The sequence below is a fragment of the Heterorhizobium halophytocola genome (assembly GCF_017873095.1).
In the GTDB taxonomy this organism is placed as follows: Bacteria; Pseudomonadota; Alphaproteobacteria; order Rhizobiales; family Rhizobiaceae; genus Allorhizobium; species Allorhizobium halophytocola.
Genome location: NZ_JAGGJU010000013.1, coordinates 1 through 17,737 on the forward strand (window position 1 = coordinate 1; position 17,737 = coordinate 17,737).

A 17,737-nucleotide genomic window follows, 5' to 3' on the forward strand; every position below is an offset into this window, starting at 1 on the left:
TAGCGACGATACTCCGTTGATCCGGAAATGATCACCCGGCGCACCCAATCGAGGATCTCTTCGCGTTTGGTGAAAGGCAGACTGCTGAAGTCATCCGGAAGGTGCAATGAGATCCTGCGCCGCTCAGCCGGGCTAACATCGCCGAGATTATGACCGTAAAGCGAACGCGCCTGATGAGGCAGCTTCTCTTTGAAATATCCCTCCGAAAGTCGATAGCGCCGCTCGATGCGGCGGAGGATGTCGAAACTCGCAACAGATCGGGGTACGCGATCGCCCTGGATGCAAGAGAGCAGCGTCTTGTGGTCGAAGGTCTCGTTCAGATGAACAACGGCGCGATAGAGCTGCCAATATGTGTCGCCGAACCGCCGCATATGATAGGCCAGCGCGTCTTGAAAGCTTGCCAGATCCTCTGTCGCATCGAATAATGGTTCAGGGTATGGGCTAATCGGCTTCGGTGCGGGTCCAGGCTGTATCGACGCAGCACGGACAAAGGGATCGTCGGCCGCCGCGCATTGCGGCTTTCTGGTCGAGGATGTGGAGACAGCCTTTTTGGCGAGCACAGTTTTGCGCGGGCTAGCTGTCAGCTTTGGTGAGCGTCGTCCTTCGGCTGCCGGTGGAGCGCCGAGCCACTGGATGTTACATCGAGGCCTGGCCGAAGCTGCTTTTTCAATTCTGCCGTCAACTCGGCCGCGAGCCCACAGGCCTGCTCAATCGTCGTCCAGTCGATATGGCCATTCAGGAGCGGTGGTGATTTTCGGTAGATGATCAAACTGACCAGGTAGGGCCGGATATTCTTCCAACACCCGCCGGCATGCGATTAGCGCGATACGCAGCTCGCAGAATTCAGATATCTTTCGCTGAAAATGATGTGATGAAATAACATTTTTGGTCATGCTTATTCCGTTTCTCTCGGCGCCAATGCCGAGGGCGAGCGGGAATAGGGTGCGAGGTTTAACAAAGGATGTATCGGGCGTGTCACTTTTAATGGCGCCTAATCATCGTATTAGGCGCCATGCCGCCTGGATCAAATCTCAGGAATTCAATGTGAGCGCGTTAATTAAGTGCGCTTATCTAAGTCTGCCGCTTAATTAAATGAAATGCCTCTTGTTTAAATAAGGCGCGCGCCTGATATTGGGTTATGTCTGATTCTAAACCTAAAAACCGCCTGGGTCGCTTCGTCGAAACGGTCGCTGCCAATGAAACAGTGCGCGCGTTCGTCCCTCCACCATTGCCACCCGAGCCGGCGATTGATGTGCTTTCCTTGCTTGAGCGCCTCAGCCTAGCAGAGCGAGCGCTAGGACGCTTGGATGGGATCACAATGCTGCTGCCGCGACAGGAGCTGTTTCTCTACATGTATGTAAGAAAGGAAGCTGTTCTTTCCTCTCAGATTGAAGGTACGCAGTCGACGCTTTCCGATCTTTTGCGGTTCGAAACCGAAGCTCAGGCTGGGCAGCCGGTTGATGATATTCGTGAAGTCTCCAACTATGTCGACGCCATGATGTATGGTTTGGAGCGGCTGGAAACGCTGCCCATGTCGTTGCGTCTGATCCGCGAGATGCACGCCAGGCTCCTGCACAGTGGGCGAGGAGGCACCAAGGATCCCGGAGAGTTCCGCCGCTCGCAAAATTGGATTGGTGGCACGCGGCCCGGTAACGCACTTTTCGTACCACCACCCGTCACTGAAATGGCAGGCTGTCTGGATGCGTTCGAGCGCTTCATGCATGACGATCAATCGCGGTTGCCGGCACTCATAAAGGCTGGTCTGCTGCACGTGCAATTCGAAACGATCCATCCGTTTCTCGATGGTAATGGTCGTATCGGCCGCCTGCTTATAACCCTGTATCTTTGCATGAACGGCGTGCTGCAAAAGCCGCTGCTCTACCTCAGCCTCTATCTGAAGTCCCATCGGAGAGAATATTATCGGTTGCTGCAGGAGGTTCGCGAAAACGGAAACTGGGAAGCATGGTTGGACTTCTTTCTCGCCGGCGTCGCCGACACTGCCAATCAGGCATTTGAGGCTGCCACTCAGATCGTCGATCTTTTCAAGGAAGATCGGGAGAAGATCACGGTGGAAAGTGACAGAGCAGGGTCGGCCCTTCGCATTCACGAGCTATTCCAGAAAAACCCCTTTCACACGGCGAACCAGATTGTTCAGATAACAGGTCTGTCCGCACCAACGGTCAACGCCGCACTCGCAGATCTGGAGCGATTGGGTATCGTTGATGAGGTCACTGGCCGCAAGCGTGGCCGTGTGTTCAGTTATCGACGATATCTTGCAATCCTGAGCGAAGGCACCGATCCTCTACCTCTCAGTTCATGACGAATAGGTGGGCCAAAGGTTCGATCTTCATCAAGGCGAAACAACGACTGCGGCTCGGAAGTAGGCCGTGGTTTACATCCGAGCCGCGCATCTCATTCGAGCTTACGCAGCCTCCCATACCTGATTGAGGATCTTGGCGGCCAGTGCTGCCTTGTCTTGCGGCAGGAAGCGACCGTAGTGCTGTTGCACAACATCGGGCGTGTCCTGAATGGCGTAGCTCGCCTGCTCGTAGGATCCGGTCTGCTTCAGAATATGTGTCGCAAGAATGTCCCGCAGGTTATGGGGTCCGTGCGGCAGCAAGCCCTTGATCGCACCCCGCCCGGTATAAGGATTGTAGATCCCGTAGCGCTGAATAACCGTGCGCCACGCCTCGTAGAACGTGGTGGAGTTGTAGGCCGCGTCGATACTGGTGGTCTTCACCGTCTTGACGAACAGCGTTCCAGGGTCTTTGGCGCCGCCAAGCAAAACACCACGATGGCGGTCGATGTATGCGTCGAGGTATTCGTAGAGATCGAGCAAGTCCGGCATGATGAGCCGGAACGGCTTTTGTCCGAAGAAAGAGGAGCCGGAGTTTTTGAACGCGACCGACGGGATTAGGACCTCCCACCATGGTCGCGATCGCTCCAGCGCAGCTCACCGCATTCCATATCCTCCAGACGGCGTTCTGACGTCGGATAATGTCCACGCGGACAGACACGCAGCTGGCGAAGGTTCTTTTGCCGCAGCCCGAGGTGCAGACCGAGCCGAAGCAGTAGGAATGATCTGACGGCTTCGGCCACCGGCCGTGGGTATCTGTTCTCATCGGGCATCCGCTTTAGGATCTCGTCTGTGATCTTTCGATATTCCGCCAACGGGCTCTCGGCTTCGAGGACACACATGATCGGCTCGAATGGGTCGCGGTGAACACGCATGACGCGTTGGATTTCCTTAGAGCGATTGGCGGCATGTCGGTGAAAGGCGTCGCAGGCGCCGTGCCAATCGCGAGCTGCGAAGTCGATTTCTTCCTGCTCAATCAGGCCGGATATCGGCCTGACGTTTTTAGGCAGCTCCGGGTGCTGTCGTATCCAGCCAACCTCGGCGCGCGAAAGAGCCTGGGCAACCATCAGCATGTCTTCTTCACATTTGGTATAGAAGCCACGGCGTTGTTCCCGCCACTGCAGATACCAGTCCCACACGCCAGGAAAGATGAGAAGGCCAAAACTCAAATGACTGAGCGGAACGCCAAAGCCCTTTATTGCACCGTTTGGTGAAGCGACCAGCGCGCCAAACATGAGGCCTAGATGCTCGATCTTCTGCGACGCCGTTTCTTCTCCCCAGACGCCATTCCGCTGAAACCCAATCGCGGTCAGCGTCGAGGTCTTGAAACGTACGAGATCTGCCATTTCCATGGCAAGCCGCGGTGGCGCGTCCACAACGCCTGATAGCAAATCTGGATCATTAAATTCCGTCGCGTCATTATGATTGGCGCCGACCGCAGGTGCCAAGGACCTCGGTGATAACGAGCTTCCGCCATAGGTGACGCCGGGAAAGCGGATCGCGTATCGCTGCTTGCTGGCCGCCGCCTGGTATCGACGATATTCTGTCGATCCGGAGATGATCACGCGGCGCACCCAAACAAGGATCTCTTCGCGCTTGGTGAAGGGCAGACTGCTGAAGTCATCCGGAAGGTGCAATGAGATCCTGCGCCGCTCAGCCGGGCTGATATCACCGAGTTCGTGACCATAAAGGGAGCGGGCCTGATGCGGTAGCTTCTCTTTGAAATATCCTTGTGAAAGTCGGTAGCGCCGCTCGATACTGCGGAGGATATCGAAACTGGCAACGGATCGGGGCACGCGCTCGCCCTGGATCCAGGATAACAGTGTCTTGTTGTCGAAGGTTTCATTGAGATGAACAACGGCGCGGTAGAGCTGCCAATATGTGTCGCCGAACCGCCGCATGTGATAAACTAATGCGTCCTGAAAGCTTGCCGGATCTTCTGTCCCTTCGAATAGTGGTTCCAGGAATGGGCTGATCGGCTTCGGTGCAGGTCCAGGCCGCGTCGATGCAGACCGGACAAGGGCACCGTCGGCCGCCGCGCGTTGCGGCTTTCTGGTCGAGGATGCGGAAGCTGCCTTTTTGGCGTGCACAATTTTATTCGGGCGGGTCTTTGGCTTTGGCGATCGTCGCGATCGTGTCCCATGGAGTGGTGTAGCTGGATTTCATAGCCATCGGTGATTTCCGGTAGGGTCGGGTTGCTTATGACCAACCTGAGGGACACCACCGATGACCTACGACATGATGAACCTGCGCTCACTCGTTGAGAAGAGCGCCGACGCCGATTTGCTGCGCGAGATGATCGGCTTTGCTGCCGAGAAACTGATGGCGCTGGAGATCGGGACGAAGACCGGCGCGGGCTATGGCGAGAAGAATGGCTTCCGACTTGCCCAGCGTAATGGGTATCGCGACCGGGATTGGGAGATACGGGCGGGCACCGTCGAGCTGCGCATTCCCAAGCTTCGCACTGGCAGCTATTTCCCCAGTTTCCTGGAGCCACGCCGCATGGCAGAGAAGGCCCTGACGGCGGTCATTCAAGAAGCCTACATCCAGGGCGTTTCGACCCGCTCGGTTGACGATCTCGTTAAGGCCATGGGCATGTCGGGCATTTCCAAGGGCCAGGTGTCGCGGCTCTGCGAGGAGATCGACGACAAGGTGAAGGCCTTTCTCGACCGGCCCATCGAAGGCGAATGGCCGTATCTCTGGATTGACGCGACCTATCTGAAGGTCCGGCGCGGCGGTCGCATCGTCTCGGTCGCTGTCATCATCGCCGTCGGCGTCAACACCGACGGCCGACGTGAAGTGCTCGGCATGGAGATCGGCACGTCCGAGGCCGAGGCGATCTGGACCGAGTTTCTTCGAAAGCTGACCAGGCGGGGTCTGCGTGGCGTCAAGCTCTCCGTCTCAGATGCGCATGAGGGCATCAAGGCCGCCGTATCGAAGGTGCTCTGTGCCACCTGGCAGCGCTGCAGGGTCCACTTCATGCGCAATGCGCTTGCCCATGCCGGAAAGAGCGGACGCCGCGTCGTCTCCGCCTTCATTGCCACGGCCTTCGCTCTGGACACGCCGGAGGCGGCAAGCACTCAGTGGCGCAATGGTGAGGCGGGTGTGCGAATGATCCAGTGAATCATTCGCCTGCCGAACGACCAGATCAGGCCGAAGGTGCCCAAACTCGCCACGCTCATGGATAGTGCTGAACAGGATGTGCTCGCCTACATGACCTTTCCCAAGCAGCACTGGGCAAAGCTTCATTCGACAAATCCGATCGAGCGTCTCAACGGCGAAATCAAGCGACGCACCGAGGTCGTCGGCATCTTCCCCAACGACGACGCCATCGTCAGGCTCATCGGCGCGCTCCTCCTCGAACAGAACGATGAATGGGCCGTCCAGCGGTCCCGCTACATGACACTTGAGACAATCGCTACGATGAGCGATGATCCGCTCATCAGCCTGCCAGCCGCAAGCTGACACTCATCCGGCCCTCTGGGATGAGCCGTGGCCGTCTAAGCTACACCACGTCCTGGGACACGATCATCGTCGCCCCTCGACTGCCGGTGGTGCGCCGAGCCAACGGATGATTGCATCCAGGCCTGGCCGGAACCGCTTTTGCAGTTCTGCCGTCAACTCGGTCTCGATCCCACAGGCCTGACCGATTGTTGTCCAGTCGATATGGCCATTCAGGAGCGGTGGCGATTTCCGGTAGATAATCAAACTGGCCAGGTAAGGCCGGATATTTTCCAGCGCCCGCCTGGATGCGATTGGCGCGATACGCAGCTCGCAGAATTCGGATATCTTTCGCTGAAAATGATGTGATGAAAGGTCATTTTTGGTCATGCTCATTCCGTTTCTCTCAACACCAGTGCCGAGGGCGAGCGGGAATAGGAGGCGAGCTTTAACAAAATATGTTCAGGCTAGGTTGGCGGCCTTTCGATCGCTGCTGCTTGGATCGGGGGGTACAGATGCGGTGCCGAGCGATAGATGGACTTGCAATAGCTCATATATGGCAATAATCATGAGCTATAGAAAGGCTGGCTATAGCTCATGAAATGGAACTGGCAGAATGCCGAATGGCCAAATTTCAGGTATGACGCAGCAAGCGTGATACTGTTGGAACAGAAGTTCCTGCAGTCCGCCGGCGAGGTCATTGGTGCCGTCCGGCATTTCAATGAGGATGACAGCAACCAACTTCGCATTGAATTGCTGAGCGACGAAGCGGTCAAGACCTCAGAGATCGAGGGGGAGTTTCTGGATCGCGCAAGTGTTCAATCCTCGCTCCGCCGGCAGTTCGGCCTCAACACTGACGATAGGCAGGTCCGCCCCCAAGAACGCGGGATCGCGGAGATGATGGCGGATGTCTATCGAAACTGGCATGAGCCGCTGGACCGTGAAGAATTGTTCCATTGGCATTCGATGCTTATGGCCGGAAATCGTTACATTGAGACGATTGGTGATTACCGCAAGCATGAAGACGCGATGCAGATCGTATCAGGTCGCTTGGATAAGCCTACGATCCATTTCGAGGCTCCCCCATCTCGCCAGGTTAAAACTGAGATGGAGACCTTCATCACATGGTTTAATCGATCCGGGCCGGATGGCCAAACACCGCTTCAAGCTCTAACGCGCGCAGCAGTGGGTCATCTTTATTTTGAAAGCATTCATCCATTTGAGGATGGGAATGGTCGAATTGGGCGCGCGCTTGCTGAGAAATCCCTGGCTCAGAACATTGGGCAACCAAGCCTCATTTCACTCGCCTTCATGATTGAGAAGAACCGGAAGACCTATTATTCAGAGCTTGAGCGCCACCAGCGCACGCTTGATATCACCGATTGGATCTTTTTCTTTTCAGAGACGATCTTGGATGCTCAACGGGCAACGCTTGAGCGCATAGATTTCTTCATTCAGAAAGCAAAATTCTACGACCGGTTTAGAGCCAAACTGAACGAGCGGCAAGAAAAGGTGGTCGCGCGCATCCTCAAGCAAGGCACAGCGGGCTTCAAGGGCGGCTTAAGTGCAGAAAACTACATCTCGATCACAAACACATCCCGCGCGACAGCGACACGCGACCTCCAGCAACTCGTGGAGATCGGTGTGCTCACGCGTATCGGTGAACGTCGGCATACACGCTACGCGCTGTCATTGCTGAGGTAAATTGATGCCTGTTAGTGAACTTCATCAAAGCCATTATCTAGGAGAACAGCTGTTCGATTCCTCTCAAGAGCAATGGTACCCTCGTTCCATACCGGCATCGCTCTCCGATTGAGGGCGCATTGCCCGCTCCCCAATCGGTGTGAACTTAATCGCTATCGCTTCACCGCGACGCATTTCACCTCGGCAAGTAAGCTAGGATGCGCGAGTTCGGATACGCCAATGCGCGTCCATGCGTAAGTTCCTTTCGGAAAGACTTCGTTCTTTGCCGTCCGGAAAATATCCATGTGCTTCGCCATCTCCACATGATAGCTGGTCATCTCAACCACGTCGTCGAAGGTGCAGTTTGCAGCCTCAAGGACAATGCGGAGGTTCTCCCACATGGCCCCGAACTGTTCTCGCGGGTCCTCAATCACCTGCAAGTTTCTCGTGCGGCCGACTTGCCCGACCACGTAGATCGTATCTCCAACCTTAACCGCCGGGGCATATCCTGCGCGGGCGACGATTTCGCGCATTTCCTCCGGAATAATGACTTCTCGATCCATTGGCCTGCACTTTCCTGTTAAAATAGGCGGCCTAGGTAGAGAAGGGCGGCGCCACGAAATCACGAGCGACTACCTAATGCCAGAAAATATGACTTGCAATAGAAACCGAACGGTTCCATATTGATTGCATGATTATACGCAGTCATACATCCCCGTCCGTTGGACGCCCTCGCGAATTCGTACTCGACGAGGCAGTTCGCAAGGCGATGGGCGTGTTTTGGGACCGTGGATATCACGATGCGTCTTTGCCCGACCTTCTCGAGGGCATGGAGATATCGAGAGGTAGTTTTTACAAGGCATTCGTAGACAAACGTGGCGTCTACCTCCGCGCGCTTGATGTCTACATCGAAGATGCCATTCGCAAGCTTGGCGAAATCCTGCATGCCAACCCGTCGCCAAAAGCCGCAATTCGAGAAGCCTTTTCGCGCCAGGTTGAGGAGTCCTCAGGAAAAGAGGGACTGCGCGGATGCTTTGTCGTGTTGTCCGCCGTTGAAATGCTTCCCGTGGACGAAGAGGTTTCCGCTCGAATTGCACGATTGTTTCGGCGACTGCAGGATGTTTATGCGGCTGCCATCATAAGAGCCCAAGCCCTTGGTGAGATTGATCCTGGGCTGGACGAGCGAACTCTGGCGAGATTCCTCGTGTGTCAGATCCAGGGAATGAGAGTTCTAGGGAAAACAGGAGCGGATCGCGACGACACCAGGGCCATGGTTGACTTCGCGCTAAAGCCGCTCGACTGACTTCAATTAGGAACCGTTTAGTTCCGAACGCGCGCATATTTGCAACCCTCTTGAGCGGTTCCGCTTCTCGATATGGAGAGAAAGTTGATACAATCCCATGATGCCAAGGACACTCTCGATCCGCGCAGGTGGACTGCGCTGGCCATCTTGTTGACCGGGGCTTTTCTGCCACCGCTGGATTTCTTCATCGTCAACGTGGCGCTGCCCTCGATCCGGCAGGACTTTCAGGCCTCCGCCTCGACGATGCAGCTGATTATTTCAGGCTATGCCACCGCCTACGCAGTCATGCTGATCACCGGTGGCAGGCTTGGCGACCTTTATGGTCGACGAAACGTCTTTCTGGCTGGAATGGTCGCATTCGCTGCCGCCTCTGCCTTGTGCGGCTTCGCCTGGTCCCCCTCGGTCCTGATCACCGGTCGTATCCTCCAGGGGTTTGCGGCAGCAATCATGGCGCCGCAAGCTTTGGCGTCAATTAATGCAATTTTTCCCGACCACGAAAAGTCGAAGGCACTTAGCTTTTACGCCCTGACATTTGGGGTGGCATCAATGGCTGGCCTGTTTCTCGGTGGGGCGCTAATCGCCCTGAATGTCTTTGACCTCGGATGGAGAACCATTTTCCTCATCAACCTTCCCGTAATCGCAATAACCGCGCCGGCCGCGCTGGTGATGTTGTGCGAGACCAGATCGGAGCACGCGAGGAAGCTTGATCTGGGTGGAGCGACGCTGATCGCAGTTGCGTTGTTTGCGCTGATCTCGCCGCTCATCGAGGGCCGTGAACAAGGGTGGCCGATCTGGTCGATTTTGATGCTATCGGCTTCCCTGCCACTTCTTCTGCTGTTTTGGCGCTACGAGCTAAAGGTAGGGGCGGTGGGGGGAGATCCGATTGTAGAACCTCGACTGCTTCATGTCCCTGGATTGAAGCGCGGGCTGCTCTCAGCCCTGTTCTTCTACGCCTTTGCGGCTTTCTGGCTGACATTCTCGGTCTACCAACAGGGCGGTCTTGGCCGCACGCCTTTCGAGGCCGGCGTCGCAATCCTTCCCGCGGCCCTTGGATTTGTTTTGGGGCCATTCGCGAGCGGGAGCATCCTGCGCGTCTTCGGCAGGTATTCCGCCGCCGCAGGCATGACCTTGGAAGCGGCTGGATTGTTCGGGACCGCTGCCCTGATCTCATTCGGAGCACCAGAGCTCCTATTCGTTGCCCTGTTCCTTATTGGCGTCGGCCAGGGAATTGCGCTCCCAAATCTCGTGAAGACTGTCGTTCAGCGGGTTGACCCGACGCGGTCGGGTTTGGCCTCCGGCCTGGTCAATTCGATGCTCCAGATAGGTGGCGCTTTGGCAACAACGCTTATCGGCGGCTTATTTTTCTCAATCCTGGGTTCAGCATCCGATGAGAGATCCATCGGCCATGCCTACAGCGTCGCAGCCGTCGCGATTGGTCTTTGTCTTCTCATTGCAGGTTGGCTTTCTGCCGACCTTCCATCGGACGAAGAAGTCCACCGATAAGTGCGAATGTTGAGAAGCCTAGCCATCGGCTCGTCCGTTGGCCATCTGACCATTCCCTCTCTCAATCGGCCACCCTCGGACAATCCATTTCTCCGCCGATCGAATTGCAACATTTTGAGGTAAACCCATGAAAAACAATCCCACTCCTCCGCTTGCGGGAAGGCGAGCGCTCGTGACTGGTGCAGCACGCGGTATCGGTGCGGCCATCGCGTTGAAGCTGGCTGAAGATGGTGCCGACGTCGCGATCACCTATGAGAGGTCGGCGGACAAGGCCGAAGCCCTCGTGGCCGAGATCCGAAGGATGGGCCGCAAAGCCATTGCCATTCAAGCTGACGCCGCGAGCCCAGACGCTGCTAAAGCTGCAGTTGAGCGGACGGTCGCTGACCTTGGCGGCCTCGACATCCTGGTCAACAATGCCGGCGTCCTGTTCGCAGGTGACTTCTCCTCACAGCCACTGGACGAGATTGATCTTCAACTGAACGTGAATGTGCGCGGCGTCTTTCTGATTACTCAGGCAGCGCTCAAGCACATCCCGGATGGCGGTCGCATCATCAGTACCGGAAGCAATGCAGGCCTGGCTGTCCCTTTCGCAGGAATTGCGGTCTATGCAGCGACCAAGTCCGCTTTGGAAAGTTTTACACGTGGTCTAGCGCGCGAACTGGGTCCGCGGGAAATTACCGTCAATCTCGTCCGGCCTGGCCCGATCGATACCGACATGAACCCTGCCGATGGCGCTCTCGCACCTGCGATCTTGCCGAGCTTGTCGATTCCCAGATACGGTCGGACCCGAGAGGTTGCAGAGGCCGTTGCATTCCTTGCGGGGCCAGGCGCTGGCTACATCACTGGCTCGGGCATTCTCGTCGACGGCGGCATAAGCGCTTGAACATTAAGTAAGCGGAACCTGCCGATTGGAAAATCAGGTTCTCGCCGCGAAATTGGAGATAGACATGGAATATACGCGCCTTGGAAACACCGGCCTCGAGGTTTCCCGGCTTTGCCTTGGGTGCATGAGCTATGGCGAGCCCGATCGCGGAAGCCACCCGTGGACGCTAACGGAAGAACAAAGCCGCCCCTTTATCCGCAAAGCGATCGAATTGGGGATCAACTTCTTCGATACCGCAAATGTCTACTCGGATGGAACGAGCGAAGAAATCCTTGGCCGCGCTATAAGGGACTACTCGACGAGAGACGACGTCGTCATTGCCACGAAGGTCAACGGCCGGATGAAGCCCGGACCGAATGGTGCCGGCCTCTCCCGAAAAGCCATTTTTTCGGAGATCGATGCAAGCCTGAAGCGGTTGGGCGCCGACTATGTTGATCTCTACCAGATCCACCGGTTTGATTATCAGACGCCGATTGAGGAGACGTTGGAAGCTTTGCATGATGTCGTAAAGGCGGGCAAAGCCCGTTACATCGGCGCGTCTTCCATGTACGCGTGGCAGTTCTCCAAAATGCTCGCTGTCTCACAGGCGAACGGATGGTCACGGTTCGTATCTATGCAGAACCACCTGAACCTTCTGTATCGAGAGGAGGAGAGGGAAATGCTTCCACTCTGCAAAGCCGAGGGTATCGGCGTCATACCGTGGAGCCCCCTCGCACGTGGCCGTCTAACCCGCGACTGGAATGCGCAAAGTGAGCGCTCTGATACCGACGAGATCGGAAAAGGCCTTTATACGTCGATGACTGCGGAAGCCGACAGGCGCGTAGTAGAGGCAGTGGCAAAGATCGCGACGGAGAGAGCGGTTCCCAAAGCGCAGATCGCACTCGCTTGGGTTCTTGCGAAATCCGGAGTGTCGGCTCCTATCATCGGCGCGACCAAATTGCATCACCTGGACGACGCTGTCGCTGGGCTGACCATCGGGCTCACCGCTGCTGAAATCAGAGATCTTGAAATCAGTTACATTCCTCGCTCTGTCGTTGGATTCTCCTGACGAGAGGGTCTGGTGGCCAAAACTGAAACACGTGAAGATGGACTGAGAATTTGGAGACGATCATATTAGGCGGAATGTCCGCGACTTCGTCCCAAATCTATTACCGGGATGTCAATCGGCGCGGAATGTTGGCTCTGACCTAAATTTGGTGGTCAGAGGCCTATCCGACGCCAATGACGCGGGCTTGAAGAACGTCGATTTTCCCTCGTCAAAAGCGTAGCGACGAAGTTGCTGGCTTTTTCTTTGAAGAAAACTTGTGTCCACTCAGCTGTTGCCCGCAGAGTCAGACCGGTATAGATGCTGTCCACCGCTACTTCGTCAATGCGGTTGATATGCGCGTGGAAAGAGGCTTCGTCTCAAGATTTATAGACATCGCGGACCACCATCCTGAGGATTCCTGGATGACGATCTGCCAGGCCGTGTTACCTGCCTGAGGCACGTTGGCTTGAGCCATCATGCAATGATTTTTCTATTGAGATCGATCGCCGACCAAGTCTGGTCTGCGTGGCTATCAGGCACAAAAAAGGCCAGGCAATCTGCCTGACCCCGGTTGGTAATTTGCTTTCGACAGTGCCAGTACATCCGTGGTCAAGGGAAAGCAGTTACCGATTATGCGGCCTGCAGGTTGCAGGCAGACATCTTGCCCGACTTGTTGTCGCGCTCAAGGTCGAAACCAATCTTCTGGCCTTCGACGATTTCGCGCATTCCGGCGCGCTCTACGGCAGAGATGTGAACGAAGGCGTCAGCGCCGCCGTTGTCAGGCTGAATGAAGCCGAAGCCCTTGGTGGAATTGAACCATTTAACTGTGCCAGTGGTCATGATGAACCCTTTCATAGCAATATAGACGACCGCCACGCGAGAGCGTTGCGGATGATGATAGCGATTGTTTTAAAGGGAGGGTTCGTTCAAAGCGCGGTGCCAATCGCGCGGTAACCAAAGCTCAGCAAAAAAATATCGACGCTCATCTAAATAAGGCTTTGACCATCTCCTGTCAACTTTTAGTTTTCGGTATGGCATAATTCTATCTATGGCTGTATTTGCCAGGCCTACACTTCCACCACTTGAAGCGTTGTCGTGAATGACTGGAATGCTGGTTGCGGAAGTAACGTTATTCACAGATTCAGACGCCTCAGTGGTCGAATAGTGAGCCAGGATCAGACCCGCGCTATCGGCCAGTTCGTGCGGGGTATGAAAGATCTTTTTTCCTCAGGATCATTACATCGCTTCGAGCGTTACCTGCCTTGGCCCGACATATTCAGAAAAGGCATTACGACGGCAAAAAGGGCAGAGGATTGTGAGGGATGGCGCATAATGGAATCGCGGTGCTCGGCGTCGAGGACGAAATTCTCATCCGCATGGATGTCGCAACTTTCCTGGAAGATGAGGGGTTTTCCGTTCACGCGGCGGCTGACGCCGATGAGGCGATCGCTATTCTCTATGAAAAACCCCGACATCCAAGTCATGTTCACTGAGATAGACATGCCAGGTACTATGGATGGATTGAAGCTTGCAGCGGCCGTGCGTGATAGATGGCCACCGGTGCAGATCATCGTGACGTCGGGACATTGGCAGTTGAGTGATGACATGCTGCCCATTCAAGGCCGCTTCTTCAGCAAACCTTTCGACCGTGCCTGCGTCATCAATGCTATCCGAGAGATGGTCGCCGCTGGCTTAGCAAAGGGGAACAGGAAACGAGTCTTGGCGCTTCGAGAACCGCTCTCAAAGCTAAAGCCCAAGACAAGTTAGGCGCATTTTCCCGAACGTCGAGCATCTGCACGTCTTAAAGCTGGTGTGCCCAAATCGTGAAACTTACTTGGTCCGCATTTGTGTTATCGGATCGCGACGCAATCTTCACGTATATCGGGGCAGATCATCCTGCGGCGCCGTTGTGATCGATGAGCGGTTTGTCGCGGCTACCCGTTGTCTACTCGATTTCCCCGCCAGTGGGCGCGTAGGCAGAATTGCCGGGACACGCAAACTCGTCGTCAATGGTACGCCTTACATCGCGGCCAATACTATTACTGAAACGGCAGTTCGAATTCTTCGGGTGCTTCATGGCGCACAGGAATGACCAAAACATATGCCGCCAAGATAACCGACTTACTCGCGCGGAAACTGTGGTTCGATTCCTATCAAGACCGCTATCCCGGCCGTTCGCCTGAAGCGTTCATCCTCCAGTCGACGGATTCAGAAGCGCGTTGCCCCCTTTCTTTCGCTCAAACCGGCGGCGCGACGAAGGTCTTCTGCGGGAACGCCCTTCCAATCACTTCCAGGAATGCGCGGACCTTGGCACCGATCAGGCGGCGCGAACTCTGCAGCGCCCAGATCTCCACAGAGGGACCGGCAAGTGTGCCCCAATAGGTGAGCCTGCCGGACTTTATGTCATCAGCCACGAGCAGTTTGGGCAACAGGGCGGCACCGGCGCCCGCCAGCACGGCATCGCGGACCATCAGCAGCGACGAGAGGCGCAGAACCGGCTCTGGCCGCAGCACGATCTCGGCTTCCGTTCCGGAATTGATCCGCCAGAGGGTCCCCGGTGGTGTTACGGAGAGCAGGACAGCCTTTGTCGTGGCGTCCTCGCCATCCACTCCCGGAAAGGGCTGTGGCATGCCCGGGGGGCCCACGATCAGGCGTTCATCGTAGAGAAAACGTCGCCCGACAAGGCGCTCGTCGGGCGACGGGTCGATGCGAATGATCAGATCGTAGCCGTCATCGATGGGATCGACCTTGCGGTCCTCGGCGACGATTTCGAGCTGGACTTCGGGATAGGCCAGGGCAAACCGTGTGGCGATCCGTGGCAGCGCGACATGCGCGAAGACAACGGGCGCACTCACCCGCAATCTGCCTCTTGGCGTGGATGCGCCGAGCACGACCGCCTCGCCGGCCTCGGCGATTTCACCGAGCAGCCCGTGCGTGCGCTCATGCAGCGAGCGTCCTTCCTCCGTCAATCGCAGGGTCTGGGAGCCGCGCTCGATCAGCCGCACCCCGAGGCTTTCCTCGAGTTCTGCGACCCGCCGCGACAGGGTCGCCTTCGAGCGCCCGGAAGCCCGAGCTGCGCGGCCAAACCCGCCATGGGCGGCAACAAGGTCGAAGTCGGACAAAGCCTGAAGATCCATCGTAGTGTTCCGTATATGAGACATGCAATCTCGATCTTGCTATCTCGTCAACGAAAATGAAACAGATATCTTCGTCCTCACATGATCAACGCACATCATCGCAAGGAGATTTCAACATGAGTATTCTCGTAACAGGCGGCACAGGAACCATCGGGGCGCAGGTCCTGGCTCATCTTCAAGCCCATAATGCTGACGTCCGCGCCTTAACGCGCTCACCGGAGACGGCACAGCTTCCCGCAGGCGTCACGGCGGTCCGCGGTGATCTCGCCGATCCGGACTCGGTGCGCGCAGCACTTGAAGGCGTCAGCACGCTGTTCGTGCTCGCCCCGAATGTCGCCGATGAACTGACCCAGGCCATGCTCACGCTGACGGTGGCCCATGAGGCCGGCATCAAGGGCATCGTCTATCTCTCGGTTTTCGGCGGTGACGCCTATGCCGACGTGCCGCATTTTGCCGGCAAGTACACTGTCGAGCGCATGATAGAGGCGCTCGATCTTCCCGCCACGATTTTGCGTCCCGCCTATTTCATCCAGAACGATCTTCGCCAGAAGGACGGGCTCCTGGAAGCTGGGGTTTATGCCTCGCCTATCGGCGGGAAGGGCGTGTCGATGGTCGATATCCGCGATATTGGCGAAGCCTCAGCGATCGAACTCACTCGCCGTGAACAGGCCCCGGCACCGCTCGGCCGCGAGATCTATTCCCTGGTCGGTCCTGACAGCCAGACGGGCGAAAGCATCGCCGCCATCTGGAGCGCCGCTCTCGGTCGTGCGGTCCGTTATGGCGGTGATGATCTCGTCGTCACGGAGCAGCGCACGAAAACCATGCTGCCCGCCTGGCATGCACTGGATCTCCGCCTGATGTTTGGCCGCTACCAGACCGCAGGCGCCGTGGCGAGCGAAGAAGACCTCGCCCGGTTGACCAGTCTGCTCGGTCGCGCCCCGCGCTCCTATGCCGCTTTTGCCAAGGATGCCGCTGCCCAGTGGGCGAAGGGCTGAACCTGCACTCATCTCACGCACGAATTCACTAACAAGGAGACCGAGGATGACAACGATCCACCCCATCTCTCCCGAAGATGCGTCCGCCGTGGCCGCTTTGCGACACGTCACTTCGGCCCACAAAGGCGAGATACTCGGGCCTCAGGCGCGCCCGATGTTCGATGCCATGTTCGCCTCAACCCCCGCCGCAGCAGCTGTACGGGTCGAGGCCGGAACAGTCGGCGGCATCGCCGGCTTCTGGCTTCTCCCTGCAAACGCTCGGTCGGATGCCCGAATGCTCTATATTCATGGCGGGGGCTACGTTCTCGGCTCGGCACAGGGGCTTTCAAATTTTGTCGGGCAGATCGCCTCCCGTGCCGGCGTCGATACATTTGCCCCGGATTATCGGCTGGCCCCCGAACACCCGTTCCCGGCCGCGATCGACGATGTGGTCGCCGCCTATCGCGGCCTCGTTGCCGATGGCACGGAGAAGATCGTGGTCGCGGGCGATTCGGCGGGCGGTGGTCTGACACTGGCGCTGCTTTCAATCCTCGCCGCCGACGAGACGAAGGGGTTGGTGCAGCCTGTTGGCGTGGCGGTTATGTCGCCCTGGACCGACCTCGCGTTCACCGGCGAAAGCTATCAGACGAGGGCCGAGGCGGACCCGATTTTCACCCGCGATGTCCTTCAGGCCTTCGCCAACATGTACCTTCAGGGCCAGGATGCCACGAACCCCAAGGCATCGCCGCTCTATGCCCCACTCAACGGTCTGCCGCCCGTTCGCATCGATGTCGGCGACAACGAAGTTCTGCTCTCCGATTCGATCCGTTACGCCGAACGGGCGCAGGCATCCGGCGTGGAGATCACGCTGTCGATCTGGGAGGGCATGGCGCATGTCTTCCAGTCTTCCCTCGGCCAGTTCCTTGCGGCCGAACAATCCGTCGTTGCCATCGGCGAATTTCTCCGTCAGCGGCTGGATACTCCGGCCGTTGACGCGATCCCTTCCAACCCCATCAAAGGAGCTTGATCATGACCCGCGTCTTGTTTGTAGGACAGAAACCCGAAACCGTCGATTTTTCCGATCCCGCCCTGCCGCCAGGCTTCGATGCTAACCAAATCCACGCCGGCATCGACCTCGCGGAGGCCACCATGACCGAACGCGGCTGGGACAACGACATTTGCATGATCGCTCCCGACGACAGTGGCATCGCAGTCCTCGCCGCGCAGCTCGCTAGCGTGGACTATGATGCCGTCGTGATCGGCGGCGGCCTGCGCATTCCGCCCAAGGGTTTGGTGTTCTTCGAGAAAGTCGTCAACGCGATCCACCGGGGCGCACCGAAGGCGGCGATCGCCTTCAACACCCGTCCCGAAGATACGGCAGAAGCCGCGGCGCGGTGGACCGGCGAACACCAGCGTTGATTTCACTCAGC

Annotated in this window: 13 protein-coding genes and 6 pseudogenes; 12 read left to right on the top strand and 7 right to left on the bottom strand. The window is 57.1% G+C overall.

All coding sequences use genetic code 11. The annotated features are described in order from the left end of the window. Positions 1-893: pseudogene (locus J2Z17_RS20705) on the bottom strand (hypothetical protein); the annotation flags it as partial. Between the two features lie 245 nt (positions 894-1,138). On the opposite strand from J2Z17_RS20705, the gene J2Z17_RS20710 reads away from it, so the two are divergent. Further along, entirely contained in the window at positions 1,139-2,320 is a 1,182-nt protein-coding gene (locus J2Z17_RS20710; protein WP_209947829.1) for a Fic family protein, read from the top strand. A gap of 102 nt (positions 2,321-2,422) precedes the next feature. Here J2Z17_RS20710 and J2Z17_RS20715 read toward each other — a convergent pair. Beyond that, positions 2,423-4,257: pseudogene (locus J2Z17_RS20715) on the bottom strand (hypothetical protein). Between the two features lie 325 nt (positions 4,258-4,582). Here J2Z17_RS20715 and J2Z17_RS20720 point away from each other — a divergent pair. Next, positions 4,583-5,821, top strand: a pseudogene (locus J2Z17_RS20720) (IS256 family transposase). Positions 5,822-5,887: 66 nt separating this feature from the next. Here the strand turns inward: J2Z17_RS20720 and J2Z17_RS20725 are convergent. After that, positions 5,888-6,193: pseudogene (locus J2Z17_RS20725) on the bottom strand (hypothetical protein); the annotation flags it as partial. A gap of 201 nt (positions 6,194-6,394) precedes the next feature. Between J2Z17_RS20725 and J2Z17_RS20730 the strand changes: the two are divergent. Continuing rightward, positions 6,395-7,501, top strand: a complete 1,107-nt coding sequence (locus J2Z17_RS20730) for a Fic family protein (RefSeq protein WP_209947831.1) — start codon at positions 6,395-6,397, stop codon at positions 7,499-7,501. Positions 7,502-7,653: 152 nt separating this feature from the next. Here J2Z17_RS20730 and J2Z17_RS20735 read toward each other — a convergent pair whose 3' ends face one another. Further along, the gene (locus J2Z17_RS20735) at positions 7,654-8,043 is read right to left on the bottom strand and encodes a RidA family protein (RefSeq protein WP_209947833.1); all 390 of its coding nucleotides are present in this window, start codon (positions 8,041-8,043) and stop codon (positions 7,654-7,656) included. Between the two features lie 128 nt (positions 8,044-8,171). Here J2Z17_RS20735 and J2Z17_RS20740 point away from each other — a divergent pair, with 128 nt between their 5' ends. The 4 genes from J2Z17_RS20740 (at position 8,172) to J2Z17_RS20755 (ending at position 12,217) form a co-directional block, all read left to right on the top strand. After that, the gene (locus J2Z17_RS20740) at positions 8,172-8,783 is read left to right on the top strand and encodes a TetR/AcrR family transcriptional regulator (protein ID WP_465261892.1); all 612 of its coding nucleotides are present in this window, start codon (positions 8,172-8,174) and stop codon (positions 8,781-8,783) included. Between the two features lie 72 nt (positions 8,784-8,855). Further along, the gene (locus tag J2Z17_RS20745; protein WP_209947837.1) at positions 8,856-10,286 is read left to right on the top strand and encodes an MFS transporter; all 1,431 of its coding nucleotides are present in this window, start codon (positions 8,856-8,858) and stop codon (positions 10,284-10,286) included. 127 nt (positions 10,287-10,413) lie between these two features. Then, positions 10,414-11,169 carry an SDR family oxidoreductase gene (locus J2Z17_RS20750; RefSeq protein ID WP_209947839.1) on the top strand — a complete coding sequence of 252 codons (756 nt, stop codon included), beginning with the start codon at positions 10,414-10,416 and terminating at the stop codon, positions 11,167-11,169. Positions 11,170-11,233: 64 nt separating this feature from the next. Further along, positions 11,234-12,217, top strand: a complete 984-nt coding sequence (locus J2Z17_RS20755) for an aldo/keto reductase (RefSeq protein ID WP_209948152.1) — start codon at positions 11,234-11,236, stop codon at positions 12,215-12,217. 152 nt (positions 12,218-12,369) lie between these two features. Here the strand turns inward: J2Z17_RS20755 and J2Z17_RS25290 are convergent. Both J2Z17_RS25290 and J2Z17_RS20760 read right to left on the bottom strand, forming a co-directional pair. Then, positions 12,370-12,674: pseudogene (locus J2Z17_RS25290) on the bottom strand (hypothetical protein). 152 nt (positions 12,675-12,826) lie between these two features. Continuing rightward, positions 12,827-13,036: a cold-shock protein gene (locus J2Z17_RS20760; protein ID WP_209948154.1), complete on the bottom strand. Its 210-nt coding sequence runs from the start codon at positions 13,034-13,036 to the stop codon at positions 12,827-12,829. A 482-nt stretch (positions 13,037-13,518) separates the two neighbouring features. Here J2Z17_RS20760 and J2Z17_RS25555 point away from each other — a divergent pair, with 482 nt between their 5' ends. After that, positions 13,519-13,689: a response regulator gene (locus J2Z17_RS25555; protein WP_342454443.1), complete on the top strand. Its 171-nt coding sequence runs from the start codon at positions 13,519-13,521 to the stop codon at positions 13,687-13,689. Between the two features lie 330 nt (positions 13,690-14,019). Continuing rightward, positions 14,020-14,288: pseudogene (locus J2Z17_RS25295) on the top strand (type II toxin-antitoxin system RelE/ParE family toxin). Between the two features lie 145 nt (positions 14,289-14,433). Here J2Z17_RS25295 and J2Z17_RS20770 read toward each other — a convergent pair. Beyond that, positions 14,434-15,333, bottom strand: coding sequence for a LysR family transcriptional regulator (locus J2Z17_RS20770; protein WP_209947841.1), 900 nt, complete (start codon positions 15,331-15,333; stop codon positions 14,434-14,436). A 116-nt stretch (positions 15,334-15,449) separates the two neighbouring features. On the opposite strand from J2Z17_RS20770, the gene J2Z17_RS20775 reads away from it, so the two are divergent. Genes J2Z17_RS20775 through J2Z17_RS20785 form a run of 3 tightly spaced genes read left to right on the top strand, consistent with a single transcriptional unit; the run spans position 15,450 to position 17,726 of the window. Further along, positions 15,450-16,328 (top strand): NmrA/HSCARG family protein, encoded by an 879-nt coding sequence (locus J2Z17_RS20775; RefSeq protein WP_209947843.1) that lies wholly within the window; start codon positions 15,450-15,452, stop codon positions 16,326-16,328. Positions 16,329-16,374: 46 nt separating this feature from the next. After that, positions 16,375-17,334, top strand: coding sequence for an alpha/beta hydrolase (locus J2Z17_RS20780; protein WP_209947845.1), 960 nt, complete (start codon positions 16,375-16,377; stop codon positions 17,332-17,334). 2 nt (positions 17,335-17,336) lie between these two features. Next, complete coding sequence (locus J2Z17_RS20785; RefSeq protein WP_209947847.1) at positions 17,337-17,726, top strand: hypothetical protein; 390 nt, start codon at positions 17,337-17,339, stop codon at positions 17,724-17,726. The last annotated feature ends 11 nt before the right edge of the window (positions 17,727-17,737 follow it).